The organism is Microthrixaceae bacterium, from assembly GCA_023957975.1.
In the GTDB taxonomy this organism is placed as follows: Bacteria; Actinomycetota; Acidimicrobiia; order Acidimicrobiales; family Microtrichaceae; genus JAMLGM01.
The window spans coordinates 124270-144248 of sequence record JAMLGM010000007.1 but is presented as its reverse complement, the minus strand read 5'-3'; the positions used below and the strand labels follow the sequence as shown (position 1 = coordinate 144248).

Here is a 19979-nt window from a genome sequence, read left to right as displayed (position 1 = left end):
CGCGCCTGCGGGCCGTCGAAACCAGACGAAAACGTTGTCTGGAAATTCCGCGGATCTGCCCGGCAATGGTCGGTAGGCTGACCGCCATGCCACTCATCGAGGCCAGTGGGCTCGTCAAAAACTACGGGGAAACCTAGGCCCTTGCCGGCCTCGACCTTGAGGTCGAGGCCGGAATGGTGCTGGGGATGCTCGGTCCGAACGGGGCGGGCAAGACCACGACCGTGCGGATCCTCACCACCCTGCTCAAGCCCGACGCCGGCACGGCGTTCATCGACGGGATCGACGTGGTCGCCGAACCGCGACGGATCCGTTCACGGATCGGTCTCACCGGCCAGTACGCGGCGGTCGATGAACGCCTCACCGCCCGCGAGAACCTCGACCTCATCGGCCGCTTTTTCCGCCTCTCGTCCTCCGAGGCCGCCGGCCGGGCCAATGAACTGCTCGATCGGTTCCGCCTCGACGAGGCCGGAGATCGGTTGGTCAAGGGCTTCTCCGGTGGAATGCGTCGGCGACTCGACATCGCGATGAGTCTGGTCGCCCGCCCAAAGGTGCTGTTTCTCGACGAGCCGACCACCGGCCTCGACCCCCGCAGCCGACTCGACATGTGGGATCTGATCGACGAGTTACAGCGCGAAGGCATGACGACGCTGCTCACGACCCAGTACCTCGAAGAGGCCGACCGTCTCGCCGATGAGATCGTCGTCATCGATCATGGGCTCGTCATCGCACGCGGTACCGCTGCGGAACTGAAGGCACTCATCGGCGGATCGAAGGCGGTGATCGAGCCGTCGGGGGCGACCACGTTGACCGAGGTGGCGGACGCGTTGGCGTCGGTGCGCGGCGGGGCCGAGCCGACCAGCGAGGGGGGAGCGATCATGGTGCCGGTACGGCTGGGCACGACGACCCCCGACGTCGTGCGGCTCCTCGACGCCGCCGCGCTCGCCGTCGTGGACGTGGCCATCACGTCGCCCACCCTCGACGACGTATTCCTGGCACTGACTGGACACGCGAGCGACGCGGAGGTGTCGGCATGAACCCGCGAGGCAAGGTTGCATCCGACGAAAGGTCGGCGACGGCGCCCTCCGCCGGAGTCGATGCGCCCAACAGCGTGATGTGGGCCATTCGCGACAGCTGGAACGAGGCGACGCGACACCTGCGATCCATTCCCCGCAGCCCGGAGCTGTTGATGTTCACCGTGTTGCAGCCGGTGATGTTCGTGCTGTTGTTCTATTACGTGTTCGGCGGGGCGATTCAGGTTCCCGGCTCCTACGCGCAGTTCCTCGTTCCCGGCATCCTGGCGCAGACGGTCGTATTCGGTTCGTCCTTCACCGGAGTCGGGTTGGCCGAGGACATGTCGAAGGGCTTCGTTGATCGCCTTCGGTCGTTGCCGATCAACCAATCGGCGGTGCTGGTCGGCCGTACCTTGTCGGACCTGGCCCGCAACAGCCTCGGAGCGGTGATCATCATCGTCATCGGATTCGCCCTCGGGTTCCGTTTCAACGGCGGTGTCGTCGATGGCGTCGTGGCCACGTTGTTGTTCCTCGCGTTCGCCTACGCGTTCAGTTGGATTCAAGCGCTCGTCGGGTTGTCGGTGTCATCGGTGGAAGCGGCGAACTCGGCGGGGTTCATCTGGATGTTCCCCCTGACCTTCGTGTCGTCGGCGTTCGTTCCGACCGAGTCGATGCCGGGCTGGTTACGTCAGATCGCCGACGCCAACCCGTTCACCCAGGTCACCAACGCCGGGCGCGCACTGTACGCGGGCACCGACCCCGGCAACAGCGTGTGGATCGCGGCGTTGTGGGCGCTCGGAATCACGGTGGTCTTCGCCTATCTGGCCACGTCGAAGTTCAAACGCACGAGCCACTGAGGTCGCAACGCACTCGGGCACCGCTCGGCATCACCGTCTCGGTGCTGCCGCTCTGCGGTGGTCGGACGGATGGGCTCAGAAGATCTTGAGTCCGTCACCCACCATTTTCAGCCCGAGGATCACCAGCACCGTCATCATGATCGCCGTGTTGTTGCGGGTCATGAAATGGCGAAGGTCCTCGAGTGCGACGGCGGCGCGCTGCGGAGCGACGATGCTTGCGGCAATCGGAATGAGCACGCTCAGCGATCCCAGCGCGACGAACACGACGATGGCCTCCACCGCTGGGGTTGCGCCGCCGGTTTGTTCGACGATCGCGGCCGCCGCTGCGCCGACGAGTGCGAGGTTCTTCGGATTCGCAGCGGACAACAGCAGCCCGAACCCGGCGGCCTTCGAACCAGAGATGTCGGAGGTGTTGTCCATCCACGCCGGAAGTTTCGGTTCCTCCCCGTCGCGAGGGTGAGTGCGCCATTTGTGGACCGCGAGGGCCAAGAACGCCCCGCCGACCAGCAGCTTGGCCCACCCGATCCCGGTCGTAGCTGCATTCGCCGGGTCGGTGAGATCACCCTCGCCTTCGGCGGCGGACATGGCAGCAACGAACGCAACGGTGATCGTCGACAGCCCCACCACCCATGCCACCCCGAACGCCGGGCCGGTCACCCGTGAACGGTCGGCACTGAGCATCAGAATCACGCCGATGATCGGGATCGGACTGAGCGCAACCCCGGCGGCGAACGGGAGGACATCTCCGAGCGAGTCGATCATGGCGATGCTCCTGTTGAGCGGCTTTCATGCCGAGGTGGCTCCGATGCGGAGCCACCTCAGTATTGTCGCTCAGGAGACGTTGCCGAGCTTGTCGTAGAGGTCGGGGAACAATCCGGTCGGGTCGAGTTCGACCTTGGCCTTCTCATACGCCGGCCGGTCGTAGATCTGCCAGAACCGCTCTCGGCTGTAGTGGTTCCGGCCGATCAGGGTCTTGATCCCGCCGAGGTCGAAGGTGGCGGCCTCCAGGAGTTCGGAGTAGTCCCGGTGGCGTTCGGTATTGCGTTTCCCATAGACGGCGAAGTCGATGAACAGATCCCCTTCGGCGAAGCCCTCGCGGACATGGGGGCCGATCCAGGGATACAGCGTCGCCGGACGGTAGGGGACGACCCACAGTGGCCAGAAGTCGAACACTCGGCAGTACCACTCCCAGAAGCGTTCGAAGTTCGATTTGGGCAGGAAGATGTCGCACACCACCTCGGGGCGTCGCAGCAAGCGCCGCGACACCGGTGCCACTCGGTTCGACCAGGCGATCAGGTTCGTCGAGCCGAGGAACCAGCGGCCGACAGCACGGCGCAGTGGTTTGAACTGCAGCGGCGGAACGGTTGCGGTCATCCAGTGGCAGTCGCGGTCGTAGCGGAAGAAGTACTCCTCGGCGGTCATCACATCGCGTGAGCGGCGAGCGGCCTCGCGAAAGAACATCTGCTCGCCCGAATAGGTCGCCAGGTCGCCCTCGCCGGGCGCCTCGGTGAACCTGCCGACCACCAGCGTCAACTGGTCGGGGGCGTGGATGATCCCGTCGACGAAATCGTTGTCGGGGTTGCCGTCGAGGTCACAGTGCGCCGACATGTCGGCGCGGAACTTCGCGAGGTCGGTGTGGTGACGGTACTCGACGGCGACGAAGGGTTTCGCCGGCACAAGCCGAAAGGTCAGCCGGGTGAGGATGGCGAGGGTGCCGTAGGAACCGTGAAGGTGATGGAACAACTCCGGGCGATGGGTGGTGGACAGTTCGTGCACCTCCCCGTCGCCGCCGATCACCTCGTAGGACAGGCACGAGTCGTGGAATCCTCCGTAGCGAAACGACATCGACTCGACCGAACATCCGGCGACCGCACCGCCGAGGGTGATGCCGCGCAGTTCGGGCACCACGGTCGGTGCGAGCCCGAGGGGAAGGGTGGCGCGGACCAAGTCCTCGAAGGTGACTCCGGGCTCGGCGGTACAGGTCAGGGCATCGGTGTCGATGTCGATGATGTTGGTGAGTGCTGAGGTGTCGATCGACCGGGAGGCGAACCGGCGGTCACCGGGCAGCGGAACGACGTGGTGCACCCCGCCTTTGTCGATGTGGGTTGGCCCCGGGGTGGCATTGGCAGCGCGCACCTGCGCCACGATGCTTCGTACTCGTTCGTCGTGGGTCACCACACCATGGTCGCGCGTCGACGCCCGGATGCGCGAAGGTGGAGCCGTGAGCGAGTCCGCAGATATTTCCTACACCTGCCCCCGATGCAGCGCCGAGGTGGCTGAGGCGTATTACGGACCATGCCGTTCGTGTCGCCAACTGCTGCGCGATCAGTACGCGGGGCTCGAACAGGACATTGAGGCCGAGGAGTACGCACCGAAGATGAACGTGACGCCCAACGCGGTCGCGCTCAAGGAGTAGCGCTCAGCGGGTTGGCGACGGGGTCCCGACTTCGCTGCGAATGCCGCGAAGGCCGGCCCAGGCCAACCAACTGACCTCGGTGGCGAGCGTCGTGGCGTCGACCTCGACCGCGTTGGCGAGCCAGTAACGACAGGCCCCCTCGGCGAGCCCGACGATCCCGTTGCCGAGCAGCCGACGCCGTTCCAGGCTGAGGCCGTCGACGTCGATGAGTTCGGCTGCGAGTTCCGCGATCGAATCCTCGACCTGCTGCACTGCCTCGGCGAACTCCTCGTCGCGGCGGGTGCCCGCGCCGAAGAGCACCCGAAAGGCATTGGCATTGCCCTCGACATAGGTGAAGTAGGCGACGAACCCGTATTCGATCTGTTGGCGTGGCCCCGGAGCGTCGGCGGTTGCCTTGGCGATCGTCTGACGCAGTTCGTCGCCGAGTTCGGCCAACAACGCGAGGTAGAGCGCCCGTTTCGAGGCGAAATGCTGGTAGAGCACCGGCTTGGTGACCCCGGCCGCCTCGGCGATGACATTCATCGAAGTGTCGTGGAACCCGTTGGCCGCGAAGACGTCGACGGCGGTCTTCAACAGTTGCGCACGGCGTTCGGCGGCGGGTAGGCGCATGACCCGTAAGTTACCATGCGGTAACTACGGATCCCGCTGAGCCGTACGTCACGTTTCTCGCCGGGCTGATGGGGCGTTCGTCAGCCGTGGCGGTTCAGTAGTGGAACTTCTCGCCTCGTTCGTCCTGTTCGGCGTATTTGACGCCGTACCCGAAGATCATCGCCGGGACTAACAGCAGCCCGGACAGCACCAACAACACCAGGATCGTCGTGGTGACCCAGAGCGAGAACGACGTGATGAAGCCGATGACGAACACGACCATCGCCAACAGGATCGCCAGATAGCCGTATCGGTTCGCCTTCGCTGACAACGCTTTGATGCGGGCTCGTTTGGCCTCGATCCCGTCGTCCGCGGAAACTTCGGCATCGGCTGGATTCGTCGGCGGTTCGCTCACGGGCTCCACTCTGGCACGTGGGCGATGACGACGAGAAACAGTCGATCAATCGAACACGAACGGCCGACCGGCGCTCAGGCGTGGCGACGCGACAGGCCTCGAGGGCCTCGAGGCAGCGTGATCTGATCGAGACGCAACGGTGATGACTCCGCCGGCAGAACCCGGGCTCGGAGCACCGCCATGATGACGAGCACGACTCCGACGAGGGTCAACACATCGCCGATCGAGATGACCTGGTGGGTCGGCAGGGCGATGACTTCGCCGAGAAAGCTGAGGCGGTCGCCGTCGGCAACGTGCCGGGCGCCGGTGAGGTGCACCGTGCCGGTCGTTCCCGGGTCGATCAGGCCGGCGCGTTCGAGCGCGGCGCGACTCGTCGGCATCCCCCAGTTGAGGATGGTCACCAACCAGTTCAGCGAGAGCCCTGCGGCGAGGACCACCATGCCGCCGATTCGCAGGTTGAACACGGCGAATGCGATCAGCGCGCCCTTCGACACCAGGTCGACGAACACCGCCCATCCACCGGAGAGTCCGATGACTTGAGCGAGGATCTGCACTGCCAACGCGACCGCTGCGGTTCGGGCGAGGTCGGGGCGAATGCTTCGCGCTCGTTCCACCGAACCGCCCAGCCAGAGGCCGAGCCCGACTCCCAACGCGAGAGCGACGATGGTGGGGATGATCGCCATGGGTTGAATCTATCGGCGGTTTGCGGGTTCGCGGTGGACGCCTCATCGCCAACGTTTCCAGCCACGGAACTAGCCTGTGCGCCCATGTCCGATGATCAACTTCTCACCTCGCTCAGCGGGTCCGGGGTGCTGACCCTCACGATCAACCGGCCCGAGCGGCGCAACGCGCTGTCGTGGGATCTCGTCGCACGAATGCGCTCGGCGGTGCAGGCAGCCCGCGACGATTCGGGGGTGAGGGTGATCGTGTTGACCGGCGCCGGCGACAAGGCGTTCTGCGCCGGTGCCGACCTCGACACGATGGCCGCCGGAGCCGGTGCGTTTGCCCTGCACGAACAGCGCGGACAGCTCGCTGGGCTGTTCCTCGATCTGTACGAGGTGGGCAAGCCGACGATCGCCAAGGTCCGCGGATTCTGCCTCGCGGGTGGGTTCGGGCTTGCCACGGCCTGCGACCTCGTCGTCGCCGCGGAGGACGCCACATTCGCCACCCCGGAGATCAACGTCGGGTTGTGGCCGTTCATGATCACCGTCCCATTGACGCGGTCGATCTCCCCGAAGAAGGCGCTGGAGCTGATGATGACCGGCCGCCGGATCTCCGCGGCCGAGGCGGATTCGTTGGGACTGTTGACGAGGGTGGTGGAGGCGGCCGAACTCGACGATGAGGTTCGGCGTCTCGCCGATGAGTTGGCGTCGAAATCCTCCGCGGTCATGAAGCTCGGTCGCGACTCGTTCTATTCGGTGTACGGACGAAACGCGGCCGACGCCCTCGCCCAGTTGCATCCGTTGCTGTCGCTCAACAACACCCTTGCGGACGCTGCCGAAGGCATCGCCGCGTTTCGCGACAAGCGCGAACCCGAGTGGACCGACGGCTGACGGGTCGGTCACGCTGAGCACGGCTCGTGCCCGGTGTGACCACCGATCCCAGCAGTCCTCGAGTCCCGCAGTTTCTCCCGAAAGGCATCACGATGAGCGAGTCCGCCCCGGTTATCTCCTCCAACGTCATCGATCGTGTGGCGACCATCACGATCGATCGTCAGGATCGGCGAAACGCACTCAATTTCGCGGCGCTCGAGGCGCTCGATTCGGCGGTGGCCGACGCGCTCGACGCGAACGTGGCGGCGATCGTGTTCACGGGGGCCGGCGGTCATTTCTGTGCAGGCGCCGACCTCAAGGAGTTGGAGGATCAGGCCTTCGACACCCGGCTGCGCACCATGCTCTCCAACGTTGCCGACGCCTCGGTGGTGACGATCGCCGCGATCGGCGGGGCCTGCATGGGTCTGGGCATGCAGCTGGCCCTCGCCTGCGACATCCGCATCGCGACCGAGGACGCCTACTTCGGTATCCCCGCCGCGAAGTTGGGCATCGTGGTGAACCACTGGACCCTCAACCGACTGACCTGGGCAGTCGGGCCGGGGGCCGCACGCCATATGTTGCTGAGCGCCGAGGTCTACCGGTTCGACGATGCCATGCGCTGTGGTCTGGTGCAGTCATCGGGGGACTTGGCGGCAGCGCTCGAACTGGCGGCCCGGGTCACGACCCTCGCACCGTTGGCGATCGCGGGGACGAAACTCGGGCTCGACCTGGTGGAACAAGACATCGCCAGTCCCGCATTCGACGCGGCCTTCGACCGGGCCTGGGCGAGCGAGGACCTCGAAGAGGGGCGGCGGGCCTTCGCCGAGCGTCGCCCGCCGGTGTTCACCGGGCGTTGACCAGACCCCGCCTGCCGCCGCCCAGCCTGCCGCGGCCCAGCCTGCCGCGGCCCAGCCTGTTCTCCGATAACCAGTGGTCGTGATCACGACCACTGGTTATCGGAGAACGAGCGGGGTGCGGGGTGCGGGGCGCTGGTCAGCGGCGGCTGTTTCGTGCGCTGCCGACGGTCATGGCGGAATCGGATCCGGCGGTGACCCGAAAGACCCCGCACAGAATCGACCGGTCATTGGTCGTCGTCCACGACTCTGCCGAGGGCCACCACGCCTGCACGTCGTACTCGCTGCTTTCCCACGCCAGTCCCACAAACGACGCGAACCCGGTCAGGCACTGCGCCTCGGCGGCGTTGGCCACCGTGAGGTCACCGGGATAGGGCGTGCCGGGTGGGGTGGGCTCGCCGAGCTCGAGTTGTGTCGTGGAGTAGGCCTCGAACTCGTGGGGATCATCGCACGCGACGACGAACACGGCGTAGGGCTGCTGGGTCGGGTCGGGCACCGGGTTGAAACACTGTCCCGACAAGATGTCCATCGTGGCGGTCAACAGGCCCGCCGGCGTGGTCGTGGTCGTGGTCGACTCGGACGATTCCTCGCCCGCCGAGTCGTCCGTGGCATCGTTCGATGAGCAACCACCGGCGCCCAGCACGATGCACAACATGACCGCCGCAGCGGTCGCCGCGGCGCGAGCGGACGGGGCGAAGCGATTCAAAGGGCGGGGGAGCACCCCAAAACGATACGAGACCGGCGTGCCGCGGACGCGAACCGGCCTGAGAACGGCGCTCGGTGCTCGGTGTTCGGCGCTCGGCGCTCGGCGCTCGGTGTTCGGTGCGACCGGAGGGGCCGGCGCTCAGAACGACGGGAGGAACTTGTCGACGTGGGTGAACGAGAGCCACAGCGGCCAGGCGCTGAGCGCGACGGTGAACAGGTAGATCCACCAGGCGCGGCGCTGGCGTCGGCGCAGGAACGCGGCGAATGCCATCGACGCGAGCCAGATGGCGACCACCGCCGCGAACCAGGCGATCGCAGGTGCCAGTTCGTCGGGATCCCCGGCGATCATGGCTGCCTCTTCATCGCCCGAATCGGAGCCCACCGTTTCTGAATTCTCGGGCTTGACCGTGGACGTGCTCGGATCGAGGTCCTCGTCGGGTGCGGGCGCCGGATCGGCGATGAGTGTGGCCTGGACGATGATGCGATACCTGGCGGAGCGCTTCGGGTGACAGGCGGTGAGGGTCAACATGTTCTCGTCCGACTGGTCCAACACGCTGACGTCGGACGGGCGCACCGCAAACCAACCGGGCCCCCACAGCCGGTTCTCCTCGCCGCTTCGCCGTTCGTCGGGCGACGGCCGAACCTCGTAGGTGAACTTGCCCTGGTTGGTGTACACGATGATGTGGTCGCCCGGGACGAGTTCGTCGATGCGGTTGAACGGCGCGCTGTAGGTGGTGCGGTGCCCGGCGATGCCAGCGTTGCCCTCGTTGCCGGGAAACGGCGTACCGGTGTAGTGGCCGGGCCCCTTGCGCAGGTCCGCCTTGGACACCCCCTGAACGAACACGGTCGGACCAAGGTCGATCTTCGGAATCTCGATGAATCCCGCCCCCTCGCCCTCTGCGGGAGCTTCGAGCGGCTCGGCGGTGCGCGGCTCGATCTTGGAGAGTCGTTCGACGATGCTGCGCAGTGCCTCGTCCTTCGGCTTGTCGGGATCCACCCCCACGGTCTCGCCGAACTCCCGGGTGAGATCTCGTTGATGGCCCTGGGTGTCGAGGCTCGTGCCCCAGAGTTGGTAGCCGACGAACAACAACAGCACCGTGCCGCTGAAGATCAGGGAACGCCCGACACCACCGAAGATCCGAGAAATCACGCCGTCAAGCTACCGGCACTCTTGGCGATTCCCGCGGGCACCCGGGTAGCGTTGGCCTGCGACCGACCACCACGAGACCTGCGTGAACAGCGAGCCCGGCATCATCGACCCCGTCATCTCACTGCGTAACGTCGTGGCCCGAGCGGGTCGTTTTCCGGTGTTGGCCGGGATCGATCTCGACGTGAACCCGCGAGAACGCGTCTTGGTTCAGGGGCCGAACGGGGCCGGCAAAACGTCGTTGCTGCGGGTCGTCGCGGGGCTGTTGCCGGTGAGTTCGGGAGTGGCCACGGTGCTGGGTCACGACCTCGGCGCCGGTCCGGGCTCCGCTTCGAGTGCCGGTCCGGGCTCCGAGCCACGAGGTGGGGTCAACCAGCGGGCACAACGCCGTGCGGTTCGGGCCTCGATCGGGTACCTGGCGCACAGTACCGGCCTGTACGACGACCTCACCGCGGCCGACAACGTGCGATTCTGGGCCCAAGCGTGTCGCGTGCCCGCATCCGACGCGGAGGCCGCGATGGACCGGGTGGAGTTGGCCCAACGTCTGAGGTCCGTCCCCGTGAAACGCCTCTCGACGGGGCAGCGCAGACGCGTTTCGTTGGCGGCGACGATCGTGCGGCGTCCACGGCTGTGGTTGTTGGACGAACCCCACGCCGGCCTCGATACCGCCGGTAGGGATCTTGTCGATGGCTTGATCGTCGCGGCGAGCGAGGCCGGAGCGACGGTGATGTTCGCGTCCCACGATCTCGATCGCGCCGTCGCGGTGTCGACGCGCATCGTGTCGTTGAGCGGAGGCACGGTGGTCGCCGATGCTGCGTGACGCGGTGCTGGTGTGTCGCAAGGACCTGCTCGTCGAATGGCGCAGTCGCGTCACCACGCGATTCGTGGGGCCGTTCGTGCTGTCGGTGGTGATGCTGTTCGCGTTCGCGTTCGATGCCGACACGACCATGTTGCGCGCCGGCGCCGGTGGACTGTTCTGGGTGACGGTGCTGTTCGCATCCAACACGATCGCCCAGCGCAACGCCGTCATCGACCGCTCCGACGGCGTCCACGAGGCGTTGCGGATGAGTTCGTTGTCGCCAGCGGGGGTATTCGCTGGCAAGACCGCGTCGGTATTCGTGCAGTTGAGCGCACTCGAGGTGGTGCTCGCGGTCGCGATGATCCTCATGTACGACGTGCGCCTCGGCGGCATCGGCCTGCTCGCCGCGTCCATCCCGCTGGCGACGATTTCCGTGTCGGCGATCGGCGCGCTCTATGGCTCGCTGTCGGCCGGGATGGACGGCCGCGAGGCGCTGTTGCCGCTGCTGAGCCTGCCGGCGCTCGCTCCGGTGCTGTTGGCGGCGACGAAGTGTTTCGCCGTGGCATTGGGCACGGGGGTCGGCCCCGGCTGGCGATGGGTGGCGATGTTGGGCATGCTGATGGCCATCCATGTGGTGGCCGGAATGGCCACAGCTGTGGCCCTGCTCGAAGAGTCCTGACCGGGGAGTCCGACGAGCGCATCGGCCCAGAAGTGAACGGAACGCTTTCGATGAACGATTCTCCCCAGTCCACCTCGTCGCGCGGGTCCCGAATTCTTGGGATTCTCGCGGCGATCAGTGCGCTGTTCCTGGTCCTGTACGCGTTCTGGTTCTCCAAGGCCGACGTCGAGTTGGGCAACACGGTTCGCATCTTGTACCTGCACGTTCCGACCGTGATCGTCGCGTACCTGTGCATGGTCGCGAACCTCGTCGCGTCGGTGTTCTACCTGTGGAAACGCTCAGAGTTCGCCGATCAACTGGCGGCGGCAACGGGCGAGATCGGCATGGTGTTCCTGGGTGTCACGGTGATCACCGGCATGTTCTGGGGTAAACCGACCTGGGGGACCTACTGGTCGTGGGGCGACGCCCGCCTGACCTCGACCCTGCTGTTGTTCCTCCTCTACGTCGGCTACGTCGTCGTTCGGAACATCCCCGCGGAGCTCGGGCAGCGCAACGTGCGTTCCGCCGTGGTGGGCATCGTCGCGGCGCTCATGATCTATCCCGTACGCATGTCGACCGAGTGGTTCTCGACATTGCACCAGGGCCGCACGGTGGGTGCCCCGGGAGCGTCGAAAATCTCGGGGAACCAGGAATTCGCGCTGTATCTGGGATTCCTCACGTTCGCGCTGTTTGCCGTATGGCTCACGATGCATCGGTTCCGGGTGGGTTGGCTGGCCGATCGGGCGGCCGAATCCGACCTGGAGTCGGCCATCGAGGCGCGGCGGGCGGAAGGCCGCGCTGAATTCGGAAAGGTGAACCCATGATCGCAACCGCCATCGACAACACGACGGCCTGGGTTTCGGTGGGAATCTCGTGGGCCGTCACCGTCGGGGTGATCGGCGGGTACGCGCTGATGGTCATCCGCAAGGGTAGGCACCTGTCCAAGCGTGTTCCCGAGGACGAGCGGCGGTGGATGTGACCACGTCGGGAGGGATGAACGGTGGCGGCATCGGCGAAGAGTCGATCGACGCCCGAACCACCGATGACGCGTTCGAACTCACGCCGCGCGACGTGTCCGCCACCGGTTCCGGTGGAGGCGGAGGCGGGGCGCGAAAATGGGGCATGTGGGGAGTGCTCGTCGCGGTCGTGGCCGCACTGGTGTTCGTGGGGTACAGCCTGATCGGCGCGTCGACGTACTTCTACAACGTGGACGAGGCCGTCGAGCGGCGCACCGAAATCGGTGACAAGCGGATCCGACTTCAGGGCAACGTCATCGAGGGGTCGGTCGAGGACGGCGACCGCGTGCGATTCCTGTTGTCGTTCCACGGGGTATCGGTGCAGGTCGAACACACCGGTGAGGTGCCCGACCTGTTCGGCGAGTCGATCCCGCTCGTGGTGGAGGGCCGCTTCGTCGGCGAGGAGTTCCACAGCAACCGGGTTCTGGTGAAACACGACGAGAGCTACGAAGAAGATCACGACGATCGGATCACCGAAGCCGAAATCGATGCCGAGGCGACCGCCACCAAGTCGGGGTCGTGACCGGGACCGATGGCAGTTTCACTCGGTAACGCCGCACTCGTCCTCACGCTGCTCGCGTGCGTGGCGGGAGCCGTGGTCGTGGCGACCGGGGTGATTCGCGGTCGCGCCGATCTCGTGTTGTGGTCGCGCCCCATGGCCTCGCTGTCGTTGGTCGGCGCGGTCATCGCAGTGTTGGTGATGCAGGTGTCGCTGATCACCAACGACACGTCGGTCGCGTACGTGGCCGAGACGGGCAGCTCGAAAACCCCGTTCCCGTTCAACGTCGCCACGATGTGGTCGGCGCTCGAGGGGTCGGTGCTGTTGTGGGGCCTGCTGCTCAGCATCTTCACCGTCATGGTGGGTGCGAAGTTCAAAGGCCGGATCGGAGACGCCCTGTTGGGGTGGGCGATGGTGATCATGTTCATCGTCACCGCCTTCTTCTTCACGCTGATGCTGACCGCGGCGCCGGTGTTTCGTGGCTCGGGTCAGCCCCCCGGTTTCGACGGGCCGGGTCCGAACCCGTTGTTGCAGAACCACATCCTCGTGGCGTTTCACCCGCCGATGCTCTACATCGGATTCGTCGGGTTCACCGTCCCCTTCGCGTTCGCCATGGCTGCGCTCATCACCGGCCGCCTGGGTGAAGGGTGGCTGGCGGAAACCCGACGCTGGACGGTCATCTCGTGGGGGTTCCTCACGGCCGGGATCGTGCTCGGCGCCTGGTGGAGCTACGAGGTGTCGGGTTGGGGTGGCTACTGGGCGTGGGACCCGGTGGAGAACGCCTCGTTTCTCCCGTGGCTGACCGGCACCGCGTACCTGCATTCGGTGATGGTCCAGGAACGACGCGGCATGTTGCGGGTCTGGAACCTGTCGCTGGTGATCGCGACCTTCGCCTTGACGATCCTCGGCACGTTCCTGTCGCGGTCGGGGGTCGTGCAGTCGGTGCACGCGTTCAGCGACGGCGCGGTCGGCCCGACCCTGTTGGGGTTCTTCGCCGTCGTGGTGATCGTCGCGCTCGTGCTGATCGGCTGGCGGGGGGAACGGCTGCGCTCACCCGGCGCGATCGATTCGCCGTTGAGCCGCGAAGGCGCGTTTCTCGCCAACAACGTGTTGTTTGCCGCCTTTGCTTTCGTGGTGTTGCTGGGCACCGTGTTCCCGCTCGTCGTCGAAGCGCTCAACGACGACACGCTCAGCGTCGGGGCTCCGTTCTTCGACACGATGTCGACGCCGATCGGTCTCGTCATGTTGTTCCTCATGGCGGTCGCTCCGGTCTTGCCGTGGCGCGCCGCGTCGGCGGAACTGCTGAGCAAGCGACTCTGGTGGCCGATGTGGACCTCGGTGCTGGTGCTGGGCCTCGCGGTCGCGGTCGGCGCTCGTGGCGTGGCGCCGCTGTTGGGATTCTGGCTGTGTGGATTCGCTGCCGGTTCGGTGCTGCGCCAACTCGTGCTGGCCACCCGACGACAGGGTTGGCGGGGCTTTGTCGGGCGGGCGAACGGTGGCATGGTGGTGCACCTCGGGGTGCTGTTGATCGCGGTGGCCTTCACCGCCTCGTCGAGTTTCAGTCGTCAGGGCGAGTTCACGATGACGATCGGTGATCGGGTGTCGGTGGGCGGTCACACGTTTGAGTACGTGTCGAACCGGGTCGTCACCGAATCCAACCGAAACGAGATTCGTGCGGGCATCCGGGTCAACGATGGGCGGACCTTCGAACCGGCGATCAACCAGTACCTCATGACGGGAATGGAGGTGTCGAGGCCCTCGGTGCGGGTGTCGTTCACCGAGGACCTCTACATGAACCTGCTTCGCAAGCCGACCACCTCGGATCCGACGATTCGGCTGCTCGTCGTCGTCGAGCCACTCATTCAATGGTTGTGGATCGGCGGGTTGGTCATGGTGCTGGGCACCGTTCTTGCTGCGTTTCCCGGGCGCCGCAGAGACCCGCTCGCACCTGTGTCGGAGTCGACCGAGGTCACGTCCGACGACCCGCCATCGCACCCAGCCCAGATCGCCGAAGGAGCGGTGAATTGAAGAATCGGCCAGCGGTGATCGCGTCGATCGTCGGGATCGTGATGGCAGCACTGATCGCGGTGTTCGTCATCGCCAGCGTGCGCGACGACGAGGCGACCGACACCAACAGCATCGTCGGGCGCGAGATGCCCGAACTGCAGGCGACCGACCTGCAAGGCCGTCCGTTTCGCAGCGACGACTACCTCGGGCAGTTCCTGCTCGTGAACTTCTTTGCCACGTGGTGCCCTCCGTGCGTGGCCGAGCACCCGGAGCTCAAGTTGTTCTCCGAGCGTCATGGTCAAAGTGGCGATGCGGCCGTGGTGAGCATTGCCTATGACGAACCGGCTCCCACCGTGCAGCAGTTCTTCGACGACCACGGTGGCGAGTTTCCCGTCCTGGTGGGGCTGGGGGTGGACATCAACGTGCAATTCGGGGTCATCGGGCTGCCCGAGTCCTATCTGGTGGCTCCGGATGGCATCGTGATCAAGAAGTTCATCGGCGGCATCACCGCGGCTCAAGTGGAGGCCGAGATGCAGCGCTGGAACGACGAGGGCGGTCGCTGATGGGTGCTGGCGCAACGGGGCGCAGCACGCGTGGGAACCTGAACGGCCCGCAGTCGCGCACCCTTCGCCGGGCCGGTTGGGCGCTCGGGTTGGTCGCGGTGGTGGTGCTGCTCGCGCTCGGGGCGAGGCCCGCGCCGGTGGAGGGAACCTCGCAGGATCGGCTGCACCGCATCGCCGAGCAACTCAAGTGCCTGAAGTGTTCGGGTGAATCGGTTGCCAGTTCTCAGTCGGGTTTCGCCCAGACGATGCGCGCCGCGATCGAGGAACAGATGAGGGCCGGAAAGTCCGACGACGAGATCTTCACCGCGATGGCCCAGGCCTACGGAGAACGTGTTCTACTGAACCCCCGCGGCACCGGTATCGGCGCATTGGTGTGGGTGTTGCCGGTGGTAGTTGCCTTCGGTGGAGTCGCCGGGATGGGGGTGGCCTTCATGAGCGCGCGTTCCCGCCGTGACTCCTCGGCGTCGTTGCGGGTCGACGCCGCCGGCGCGGCGAAGGTCGAGGCGGCGTTGCGGGCCGGCGTCTCCGGCGTCTCGGCGGATGCCGGCGGCGCGGCGAGTGCCGGCGGCGCGGCGAGTGCCGGCGGCGCTGCGGATGACCCGGGGTCCACCTGATGGCCCGAAGGATCGACCTCGACGCGATCGCCCGTCTCGAGGAGGAACGCGACTACCTGCTCGACTCGATTCGTGATCTCGATCGAGAACGCGACGCCGGCGATGTCGATGAGGAGGATTACGAGGAACTGCGCCGCGGCTACGTCGCGCGGGCGGCGGCGGCGATCGAGGCCCTCGAGGAACACACCGACGAACTCGCACAGCGCCAGGCCGCGGCGCGCCCAGCGCTGTCGCGACGCCTGGCGTGGATCGGCGGGTGTCTCGTGTTCGGGGTGGTCGCCGCGGTGCTGTTGATCAACGCTTCAGCCAGTCGGGTCGGCGACGAGAGCCTCACCGGCAACACGGCCTCGCCCGGTGCCGGCGCGAGACGTTGCATGACGCTGTCGATGTCGGAACCGCAGGAGGGCATTGCGTGCTACGACGAATTGTTGGCCGATGCTCCCGACAATGTCACCTACCTCACCTACCAGGGCTGGGCCTTCGCCCGAACCGACCGTCCAGAGGAGGCCATGGAACGCTTTGATCGCGTCGTCGAACTCGATCCGACCTTTCCCGACGTCTGGGTGTTCATCGCCTCGGTCCGTGCCGACACCGGGGACTTTGCCGGTGCACAGGAGGCGATCGACGCACTCATGGCGCTCGACCCCTCGCCGGCGGTGCGCAACACGCTCGCCAGCCAGGGCCTCGAACGAAAGATCGCGCTGGGCCTGCTGGGACCGGACGCCGCGGCGTGTTGGGAACAGACCGAAACGGCCGGCACCCAGCTCGGCGAGGCGACCTCGTCGGCCGGAGACGGTTCGGCCGGTGACTCACCCGATGGCGACGCGCTGGCGAAGGCTGCGACGACGTTGGCCGACGCGGTGAAGTGCTTCGAGGGCGAACTCGACGCTCACCGCGACAACGCGCAGTTCCTGACCCTGCGGTCCTTCACCCTGGGGCTCTTGGCCACCATCGACAACGAACTCGCCGCGGCGACCCTGCCCACGGCCCTCGCCAGCGCCGACGAGGCGCTCGTGATCGACCCACAGGACCCGACCGCGCTGCTGTTGCGGGCAACCTGGAACATGTGGCTGGGCGATTACGACGCGTCGTTGGCCGACCTCGATGCGCTCGGGGATCGCGAGATCTCCCCGCTGGTGTCGCCCTACGTCGGCGCCGCTGAGATCCGCGCCGAGGTGACCCGGCAGGCATCCGCGTCGGGGGGTTGATCGCGCGCCTCGGGGTGGGCCGCGGCGCGGAGATCATTCGCCGCGCCGAGCTTTTCGCGACGCTTCAGTGCGACGCTCCCGTAGAGTCGCGCCATGAAAATCCTCGTGATCGGTTCCGGCGGTGTCGGTTCCGCGTTCGCAACGATCGTGTCCCGGCGGGGGTTCTTCGAGACGTTGGTCCTCGCCGACATCGATCTTGCGCGAGCGCAACGCGCTGCGACCCGCACGGGCGATGCCAGGGTGAGTGCCATGGCGGTCGACGCGTCCGACTCGGCGGCGGTCGCCGCGGCCATTGCCAACGCGGGGGCCACGTTGGTCCTGAACGCCGCGGATCCTCGCTTCGTCATGCCGATCTTCGAGGGCTGCTTTGCGGCGGGTGTGACCTACATCGACATGGCGATGTCGCTGTCGAGCCCCCATCCGGGCGACCCCCACGCCGTGTGCGGGGTGAAGCTGGGTGACGAACAGTTCGCGCGCCACGATGCCTGGGCAGAACGCGGGCTGCTCGCCTTGTGCGGGATGGGTGTGGAGCCGGGTCTCGCCGATGTGTTCGCCCGGTACGCGTCGGATCACCTCTTCAGCTCCATCGATGAGATCGGCGTGCGCGACGGGGCCAACCTCGAGGTCGCCGGCTACGACTTCGCGCCGACATTTTCCATCTGGACCACGATCGAGGAGTGCCTCAACCCGCCGGTGATCTGGGAGCGCGAGCGCGGGTGGTACACCACCGAGCCGTTCAGCGAGCCGGAGACCTTCGTGTTTCCCGAGGGCATCGGTCCGGTCGAATGCGTCAACGTTGAACACGAGGAGGTGCTGTTGGTGCCCCGTTGGATCGACTGCAACCGCGTGACGTTCAAATACGGGCTCGGCGACGAGTTCATCGACGTGCTCAAGACCCTTCACAAGCTCGGGTTGGATCGGGTCGATCCGGTCGAGGTACGCGGCCAGCGGGTGTCGCCGCGCGACGTCGTGGCCGCAGTCCTACCGAACCCGGCCGACCTCACCGATGAGATCTCGGGTAAGACATGTGCCGGCACCTGGGTCAGCGGAACCGGCACCGACGGCGAGCACAAAGAGGTGTACCTGTACCACGTCGTCGACAACGCCGAGTCGCTGGCGCGCGACGGCGCACAGGCGGTCGTGTGGCAGACGGCGCTGTTCCCGGCCGTTGCCGCTGAACTCATCGCCGAGGGAGTGTGGCACGGTGCCGGGGTGCTCGGTCCGGAGGCCTTCGATGCCGTGCCGTTTCTGGACATGGTGTCCGGCGAGCATCGCTCGCCGTGGGGGATTGAGGATCGCACCGCTACGGCGAGCTGAGCAGCCCGTCCCGGTCCAGGTGGGCAGCGTTGTCGCGCGGCCGGCGGTCGGTGGTCGGTGGTCAGCGGGTCGTTGCGTACGAGCCGCTGATGAAGCGATCCCCGTCCCACGACAGCGCCCACACCGAGCCTTTCGAACATCCCGACTTCGTCGGAACCAGCATCCCGCGCAGCCGGGCGCGTCGGATGAGTTCGGGGATCATGTCGCCGTGGGAACACATCACCGAGTCGCCCGACTCGCGGGCGAGCGATTCGATCAGTTCCCACGCTCCGTCGATGTCGGCGCCTTCCAACAGGTGGGGCGAGGTGGACAACGACACACCGAGGCGGCTCGCGGTCGGTTCGATGGTTTCCACGCAGCGTGCCGCTGGAGAGGACCACACCCGCTCGACGGCCGGGACCCCGAGGTCGCCGAGTCCGGTCAGTTGCTCCGCACCGGAAAAGACTGCGGCCAATCGCTCAGCCTGAACCAGCCCCGTCGAGTCGAGATGGCGGTCGAGGTCGTTGGGATCGGAATCATTGCGGTGGCCCGCCGAGCCGTGGCGAACGAGGAAAATCGTCACCGACGCAGACTAGGCAACCCGCGAACGTAATGTGGAAGCGTGAGCGGCCGTGCGCGATTTCGAACCCACCCGGGCAGCGTGTTGATGTGGGGTGTGGCCCACGGGGCGTTGTGGGCGCTGCTGGCACTCGTCTTGGGGTTCGTCGAGTTCGTCGATGTCTGGAAGGCCGTGGCGTTCGGCGCGGTCATCGGAATCGGCCACTCGGTGTTGCAATGGTCGACCACCAGCTTGTCGGTCGAGGACGGAACCCTCGTGAGTCGGAATTTCACGTGGGTTCGTCGCGTGCCGATTTCCGAGATCGAACTCGTCCAGCGGGCGCGTCATCGGCGATGGTCGGGGGTGGTGGTGCGGCTGCGCGACGGCGATGAAATCGTGTTGGCCGCGCCGGTGAGTTCGGTAATGAACCCCAATCCCGAGTTCGACGAGGAGTTGCGGCGGCTGTGCGCCAGCATCGTGCTCGGCGAATCCGAACACGACGCCGAACACGACCCCGACCGCCGTTGGGACGACTGAGTCCGGCGCTCCGCCTACGCCACGCCCCCCGGTTGTGGGCGCTACCGTTGCACTGACGCCACGAGGTACACGCGAGGTTGGCGTTCGTAACAAGGCACGACGTGAGGAGCGGCTGTGGGTATTCGTGTGATGATTGCAACCGACGGTACCGACGAATCGGTCGAGGCCGCCCAGCGGGCGTTGGACTACATCCCGGTCGATGCCGAGGTGTATCTCGTGTCCATCATCGAAGGGAAATACGACCCGGCGCTCGACGCTGGCGGTTTCGCCGGTCCGCTGATGGACGAGGACGAGGCCGAGGAACGATTTCAGGAGGCGAAGGAAGAGGGACGCGAGGCCATCGAGCGCACCGAACGAATGCTGGGCGCACGAAGTGTCGTGGAGCGGATCGTGCCATCGTCGGCTTCGGTCCCCGACGCGATCGCCTCGGTCGCTCGAGAGGACGACGTCGACCTCATCGTCGTCGGCTCCACCCAGACCGGATGGTTCGAACGTCACCTGCTCGGCGGCACCGATGAGCGACTGTTGCGCAAGGCCCCGTGCCCGGTGCTGGTGATGACCGGCGACGACTGATCGGTTCCGCCGTCCTGCTTGGGCGGGCCGGGCGGCTTTTCCGGCAGGAGGCCGGGCCTGGACGAGTTCTGGGCGCGCTCGCGGGTCACATCCGACTCGCTAGCGCGCCCAGAACTGTTTCGGCGC

General features: G+C 66.3%; 25 protein-coding genes. 17 read left to right on the top strand and 8 right to left on the bottom strand.

From position 1 onward, the window contains the following. The first annotated feature begins 185 nt into the window (after positions 1-185). Together M9952_11475 and M9952_11470 are read left to right on the top strand one after the other, a co-directional pair. A complete protein-coding gene (locus M9952_11475; protein ID MCO5313539.1) occupies positions 186-1034 on the top strand; it encodes an ATP-binding cassette domain-containing protein in 849 nt (282 codons plus the stop codon). Next, positions 1031-1867 (top strand): ABC transporter permease, encoded by an 837-nt coding sequence (locus M9952_11470; GenBank protein MCO5313538.1) that lies wholly within the window; start codon positions 1031-1033, stop codon positions 1865-1867. The genes M9952_11475 and M9952_11470 overlap by 4 nt, the downstream gene beginning before the upstream one ends. A gap of 75 nt (positions 1868-1942) precedes the next feature. Here the strand turns inward: M9952_11470 and M9952_11465 are convergent, their stop codons facing one another. Together M9952_11465 and M9952_11460 are read right to left on the bottom strand one after the other, a co-directional pair. Next, positions 1943-2629: a GAP family protein gene (locus tag M9952_11465; protein ID MCO5313537.1), complete on the bottom strand. Its 687-nt coding sequence runs from the start codon at positions 2627-2629 to the stop codon at positions 1943-1945. A 69-nt stretch (positions 2630-2698) separates the two neighbouring features. After that, positions 2699-4042, bottom strand: a complete 1344-nt coding sequence (locus M9952_11460) for an FAD-binding oxidoreductase (protein ID MCO5313536.1) — start codon at positions 4040-4042, stop codon at positions 2699-2701. A 46-nt stretch (positions 4043-4088) separates the two neighbouring features. Here M9952_11460 and M9952_11455 point away from each other — a divergent pair, with 46 nt between their 5' ends. Further along, positions 4089-4283, top strand: a complete 195-nt coding sequence (locus M9952_11455; protein MCO5313535.1) for a hypothetical protein — start codon at positions 4089-4091, stop codon at positions 4281-4283. A 3-nt stretch (positions 4284-4286) separates the two neighbouring features. On the opposite strand, the gene M9952_11450 is transcribed toward M9952_11455, so the two are convergent. From M9952_11450 to M9952_11440, 3 genes are all read right to left on the bottom strand, one after another. After that, on the bottom strand, positions 4287-4892 hold the full coding sequence (locus tag M9952_11450; GenBank protein MCO5313534.1) for a TetR/AcrR family transcriptional regulator: 606 nt from the start codon (positions 4890-4892) through the stop codon (positions 4287-4289). 94 nt (positions 4893-4986) lie between these two features. Beyond that, positions 4987-5286: a hypothetical protein gene (locus tag M9952_11445; GenBank protein ID MCO5313533.1), complete on the bottom strand. Its 300-nt coding sequence runs from the start codon at positions 5284-5286 to the stop codon at positions 4987-4989. A 74-nt stretch (positions 5287-5360) separates the two neighbouring features. After that, positions 5361-5969 (bottom strand): DUF5317 domain-containing protein, encoded by a 609-nt coding sequence (locus tag M9952_11440; GenBank protein MCO5313532.1) that lies wholly within the window; start codon positions 5967-5969, stop codon positions 5361-5363. Between the two features lie 84 nt (positions 5970-6053). Here M9952_11440 and M9952_11435 point away from each other — a divergent pair, with 84 nt between their 5' ends. After that, positions 6054-6839: an enoyl-CoA hydratase-related protein gene (locus tag M9952_11435; GenBank protein ID MCO5313531.1), complete on the top strand. Its 786-nt coding sequence runs from the start codon at positions 6054-6056 to the stop codon at positions 6837-6839. Between the two features lie 92 nt (positions 6840-6931). Continuing rightward, positions 6932-7675, top strand: a complete 744-nt coding sequence (locus M9952_11430) for an enoyl-CoA hydratase-related protein (protein MCO5313530.1) — start codon at positions 6932-6934, stop codon at positions 7673-7675. A gap of 136 nt (positions 7676-7811) precedes the next feature. Here M9952_11430 and M9952_11425 read toward each other — a convergent pair whose 3' ends face one another. Both M9952_11425 and M9952_11420 read right to left on the bottom strand, forming a co-directional pair. After that, positions 7812-8393, bottom strand: a complete 582-nt coding sequence (locus tag M9952_11425; protein MCO5313529.1) for a septum formation family protein — start codon at positions 8391-8393, stop codon at positions 7812-7814. Positions 8394-8516: 123 nt separating this feature from the next. After that, the gene (locus tag M9952_11420; GenBank protein MCO5313528.1) at positions 8517-9527 is read right to left on the bottom strand and encodes a sortase; all 1011 of its coding nucleotides are present in this window, start codon (positions 9525-9527) and stop codon (positions 8517-8519) included. An 82-nt stretch (positions 9528-9609) separates the two neighbouring features. Between M9952_11420 and M9952_11415 the strand changes: the two genes are divergently transcribed. The 10 genes from M9952_11415 to M9952_11370 all read left to right on the top strand — a co-directional run bounded on the left by M9952_11415 (position 9610) and on the right by M9952_11370 (position 18205). Then, complete coding sequence (locus tag M9952_11415) at positions 9610-10344, top strand: ABC transporter ATP-binding protein (GenBank protein MCO5313527.1); 735 nt, start codon at positions 9610-9612, stop codon at positions 10342-10344. Further along, the gene (locus M9952_11410; GenBank protein MCO5313526.1) at positions 10334-11002 is read left to right on the top strand and encodes a heme exporter protein CcmB; all 669 of its coding nucleotides are present in this window, start codon (positions 10334-10336) and stop codon (positions 11000-11002) included. Before M9952_11415 ends, M9952_11410 begins: the two co-directional genes overlap by 11 nt. Before the next feature lie 50 nt (positions 11003-11052). Continuing rightward, entirely contained in the window at positions 11053-11805 is a 753-nt protein-coding gene (gene ccsA / locus M9952_11405) for a cytochrome c biogenesis protein CcsA (protein ID MCO5313525.1), read from the top strand. Beyond that, positions 11802-11960 (top strand): hypothetical protein, encoded by a 159-nt coding sequence (locus M9952_11400; protein MCO5313524.1) that lies wholly within the window; start codon positions 11802-11804, stop codon positions 11958-11960. The genes ccsA and M9952_11400 overlap by 4 nt, the downstream gene beginning before the upstream one ends. Beyond that, positions 11951-12520 carry a cytochrome c maturation protein CcmE gene (locus tag M9952_11395; GenBank protein ID MCO5313523.1) on the top strand — a complete coding sequence of 190 codons (570 nt, stop codon included), beginning with the start codon at positions 11951-11953 and terminating at the stop codon, positions 12518-12520. The genes M9952_11400 and M9952_11395 overlap by 10 nt, the downstream gene beginning before the upstream one ends. Positions 12521-12529: 9 nt before the next feature. After that, complete coding sequence (locus M9952_11390; protein ID MCO5313522.1) at positions 12530-14524, top strand: heme lyase CcmF/NrfE family subunit; 1995 nt, start codon at positions 12530-12532, stop codon at positions 14522-14524. Further along, positions 14521-15066: a TlpA family protein disulfide reductase gene (locus tag M9952_11385; GenBank protein ID MCO5313521.1), complete on the top strand. Its 546-nt coding sequence runs from the start codon at positions 14521-14523 to the stop codon at positions 15064-15066. Before M9952_11390 ends, M9952_11385 begins: the two co-directional genes overlap by 4 nt. After that, entirely contained in the window at positions 15066-15680 is a 615-nt protein-coding gene (locus tag M9952_11380; protein MCO5313520.1) for a cytochrome c-type biogenesis protein CcmH, read from the top strand. The genes M9952_11385 and M9952_11380 overlap by 1 nt, the downstream gene beginning before the upstream one ends. Further along, a complete protein-coding gene (locus M9952_11375; GenBank protein MCO5313519.1) occupies positions 15680-16888 on the top strand; it encodes a tetratricopeptide repeat protein in 1209 nt (402 codons plus the stop codon). Before M9952_11380 ends, M9952_11375 begins: the two co-directional genes overlap by 1 nt. Before the next feature lie 93 nt (positions 16889-16981). Beyond that, positions 16982-18205: a saccharopine dehydrogenase NADP-binding domain-containing protein gene (locus tag M9952_11370; protein ID MCO5313518.1), complete on the top strand. Its 1224-nt coding sequence runs from the start codon at positions 16982-16984 to the stop codon at positions 18203-18205. Between the two features lie 61 nt (positions 18206-18266). Here the strand turns inward: M9952_11370 and M9952_11365 are convergent, their stop codons facing one another. Beyond that, a complete protein-coding gene (locus tag M9952_11365; GenBank protein ID MCO5313517.1) occupies positions 18267-18767 on the bottom strand; it encodes a histidine phosphatase family protein in 501 nt (166 codons plus the stop codon). A 39-nt stretch (positions 18768-18806) separates the two neighbouring features. Here M9952_11365 and M9952_11360 point away from each other — a divergent pair, with 39 nt between their 5' ends. Both M9952_11360 and M9952_11355 read left to right on the top strand, forming a co-directional pair. After that, entirely contained in the window at positions 18807-19280 is a 474-nt protein-coding gene (locus M9952_11360; GenBank protein MCO5313516.1) for a hypothetical protein, read from the top strand. 129 nt (positions 19281-19409) lie between these two features. After that, complete coding sequence (locus M9952_11355; GenBank protein MCO5313515.1) at positions 19410-19853, top strand: universal stress protein; 444 nt, start codon at positions 19410-19412, stop codon at positions 19851-19853. Positions 19854-19979 lie beyond the last annotated feature (126 nt).

Bases quoted from the DNA above. Each gene is read 5' to 3' on its own strand.
- M9952_11450 (MCO5313534.1), bottom strand. From the start codon at position 4,892: ATGCGCCTACCCGCCGCCGAACGCCGTGCGCAACTGTTGAAGACCGCC.
- M9952_11430 (MCO5313530.1), top strand. From the start codon at position 6,932: ATGAGCGAGTCCGCCCCGGTTATCTCCTCCAACGTCATCGATCGTGTG.
- M9952_11410 (MCO5313526.1), top strand. From the start codon at position 10,334: ATGCTGCGTGACGCGGTGCTGGTGTGTCGCAAGGACCTGCTCGTCGAA.
- M9952_11370 (MCO5313518.1), top strand. From the start codon at position 16,982: ATGAAAATCCTCGTGATCGGTTCCGGCGGTGTCGGTTCCGCGTTCGCA.
- M9952_11380 (MCO5313520.1), top strand. From the start codon at position 15,066: ATGGGTGCTGGCGCAACGGGGCGCAGCACGCGTGGGAACCTGAACGGC.
- M9952_11355 (MCO5313515.1), top strand. From the start codon at position 19,410: ATGATTGCAACCGACGGTACCGACGAATCGGTCGAGGCCGCCCAGCGG.
- M9952_11475 (MCO5313539.1), top strand. From the start codon at position 186: ATGCTCGGTCCGAACGGGGCGGGCAAGACCACGACCGTGCGGATCCTC.
- M9952_11440 (MCO5313532.1), bottom strand. From the start codon at position 5,969: ATGGCGATCATCCCCACCATCGTCGCTCTCGCGTTGGGAGTCGGGCTC.
- M9952_11390 (MCO5313522.1), top strand. From the start codon at position 12,530: ATGGCAGTTTCACTCGGTAACGCCGCACTCGTCCTCACGCTGCTCGCG.
- M9952_11400 (MCO5313524.1), top strand. From the start codon at position 11,802: ATGATCGCAACCGCCATCGACAACACGACGGCCTGGGTTTCGGTGGGA.
- M9952_11465 (MCO5313537.1), bottom strand. From the start codon at position 2,629: ATGATCGACTCGCTCGGAGATGTCCTCCCGTTCGCCGCCGGGGTTGCG.
- ccsA (MCO5313525.1), top strand. From the start codon at position 11,053: ATGAACGATTCTCCCCAGTCCACCTCGTCGCGCGGGTCCCGAATTCTT.
- M9952_11435 (MCO5313531.1), top strand. From the start codon at position 6,054: ATGTCCGATGATCAACTTCTCACCTCGCTCAGCGGGTCCGGGGTGCTG.
- M9952_11375 (MCO5313519.1), top strand. From the start codon at position 15,680: ATGGCCCGAAGGATCGACCTCGACGCGATCGCCCGTCTCGAGGAGGAA.
- M9952_11470 (MCO5313538.1), top strand. From the start codon at position 1,031: ATGAACCCGCGAGGCAAGGTTGCATCCGACGAAAGGTCGGCGACGGCG.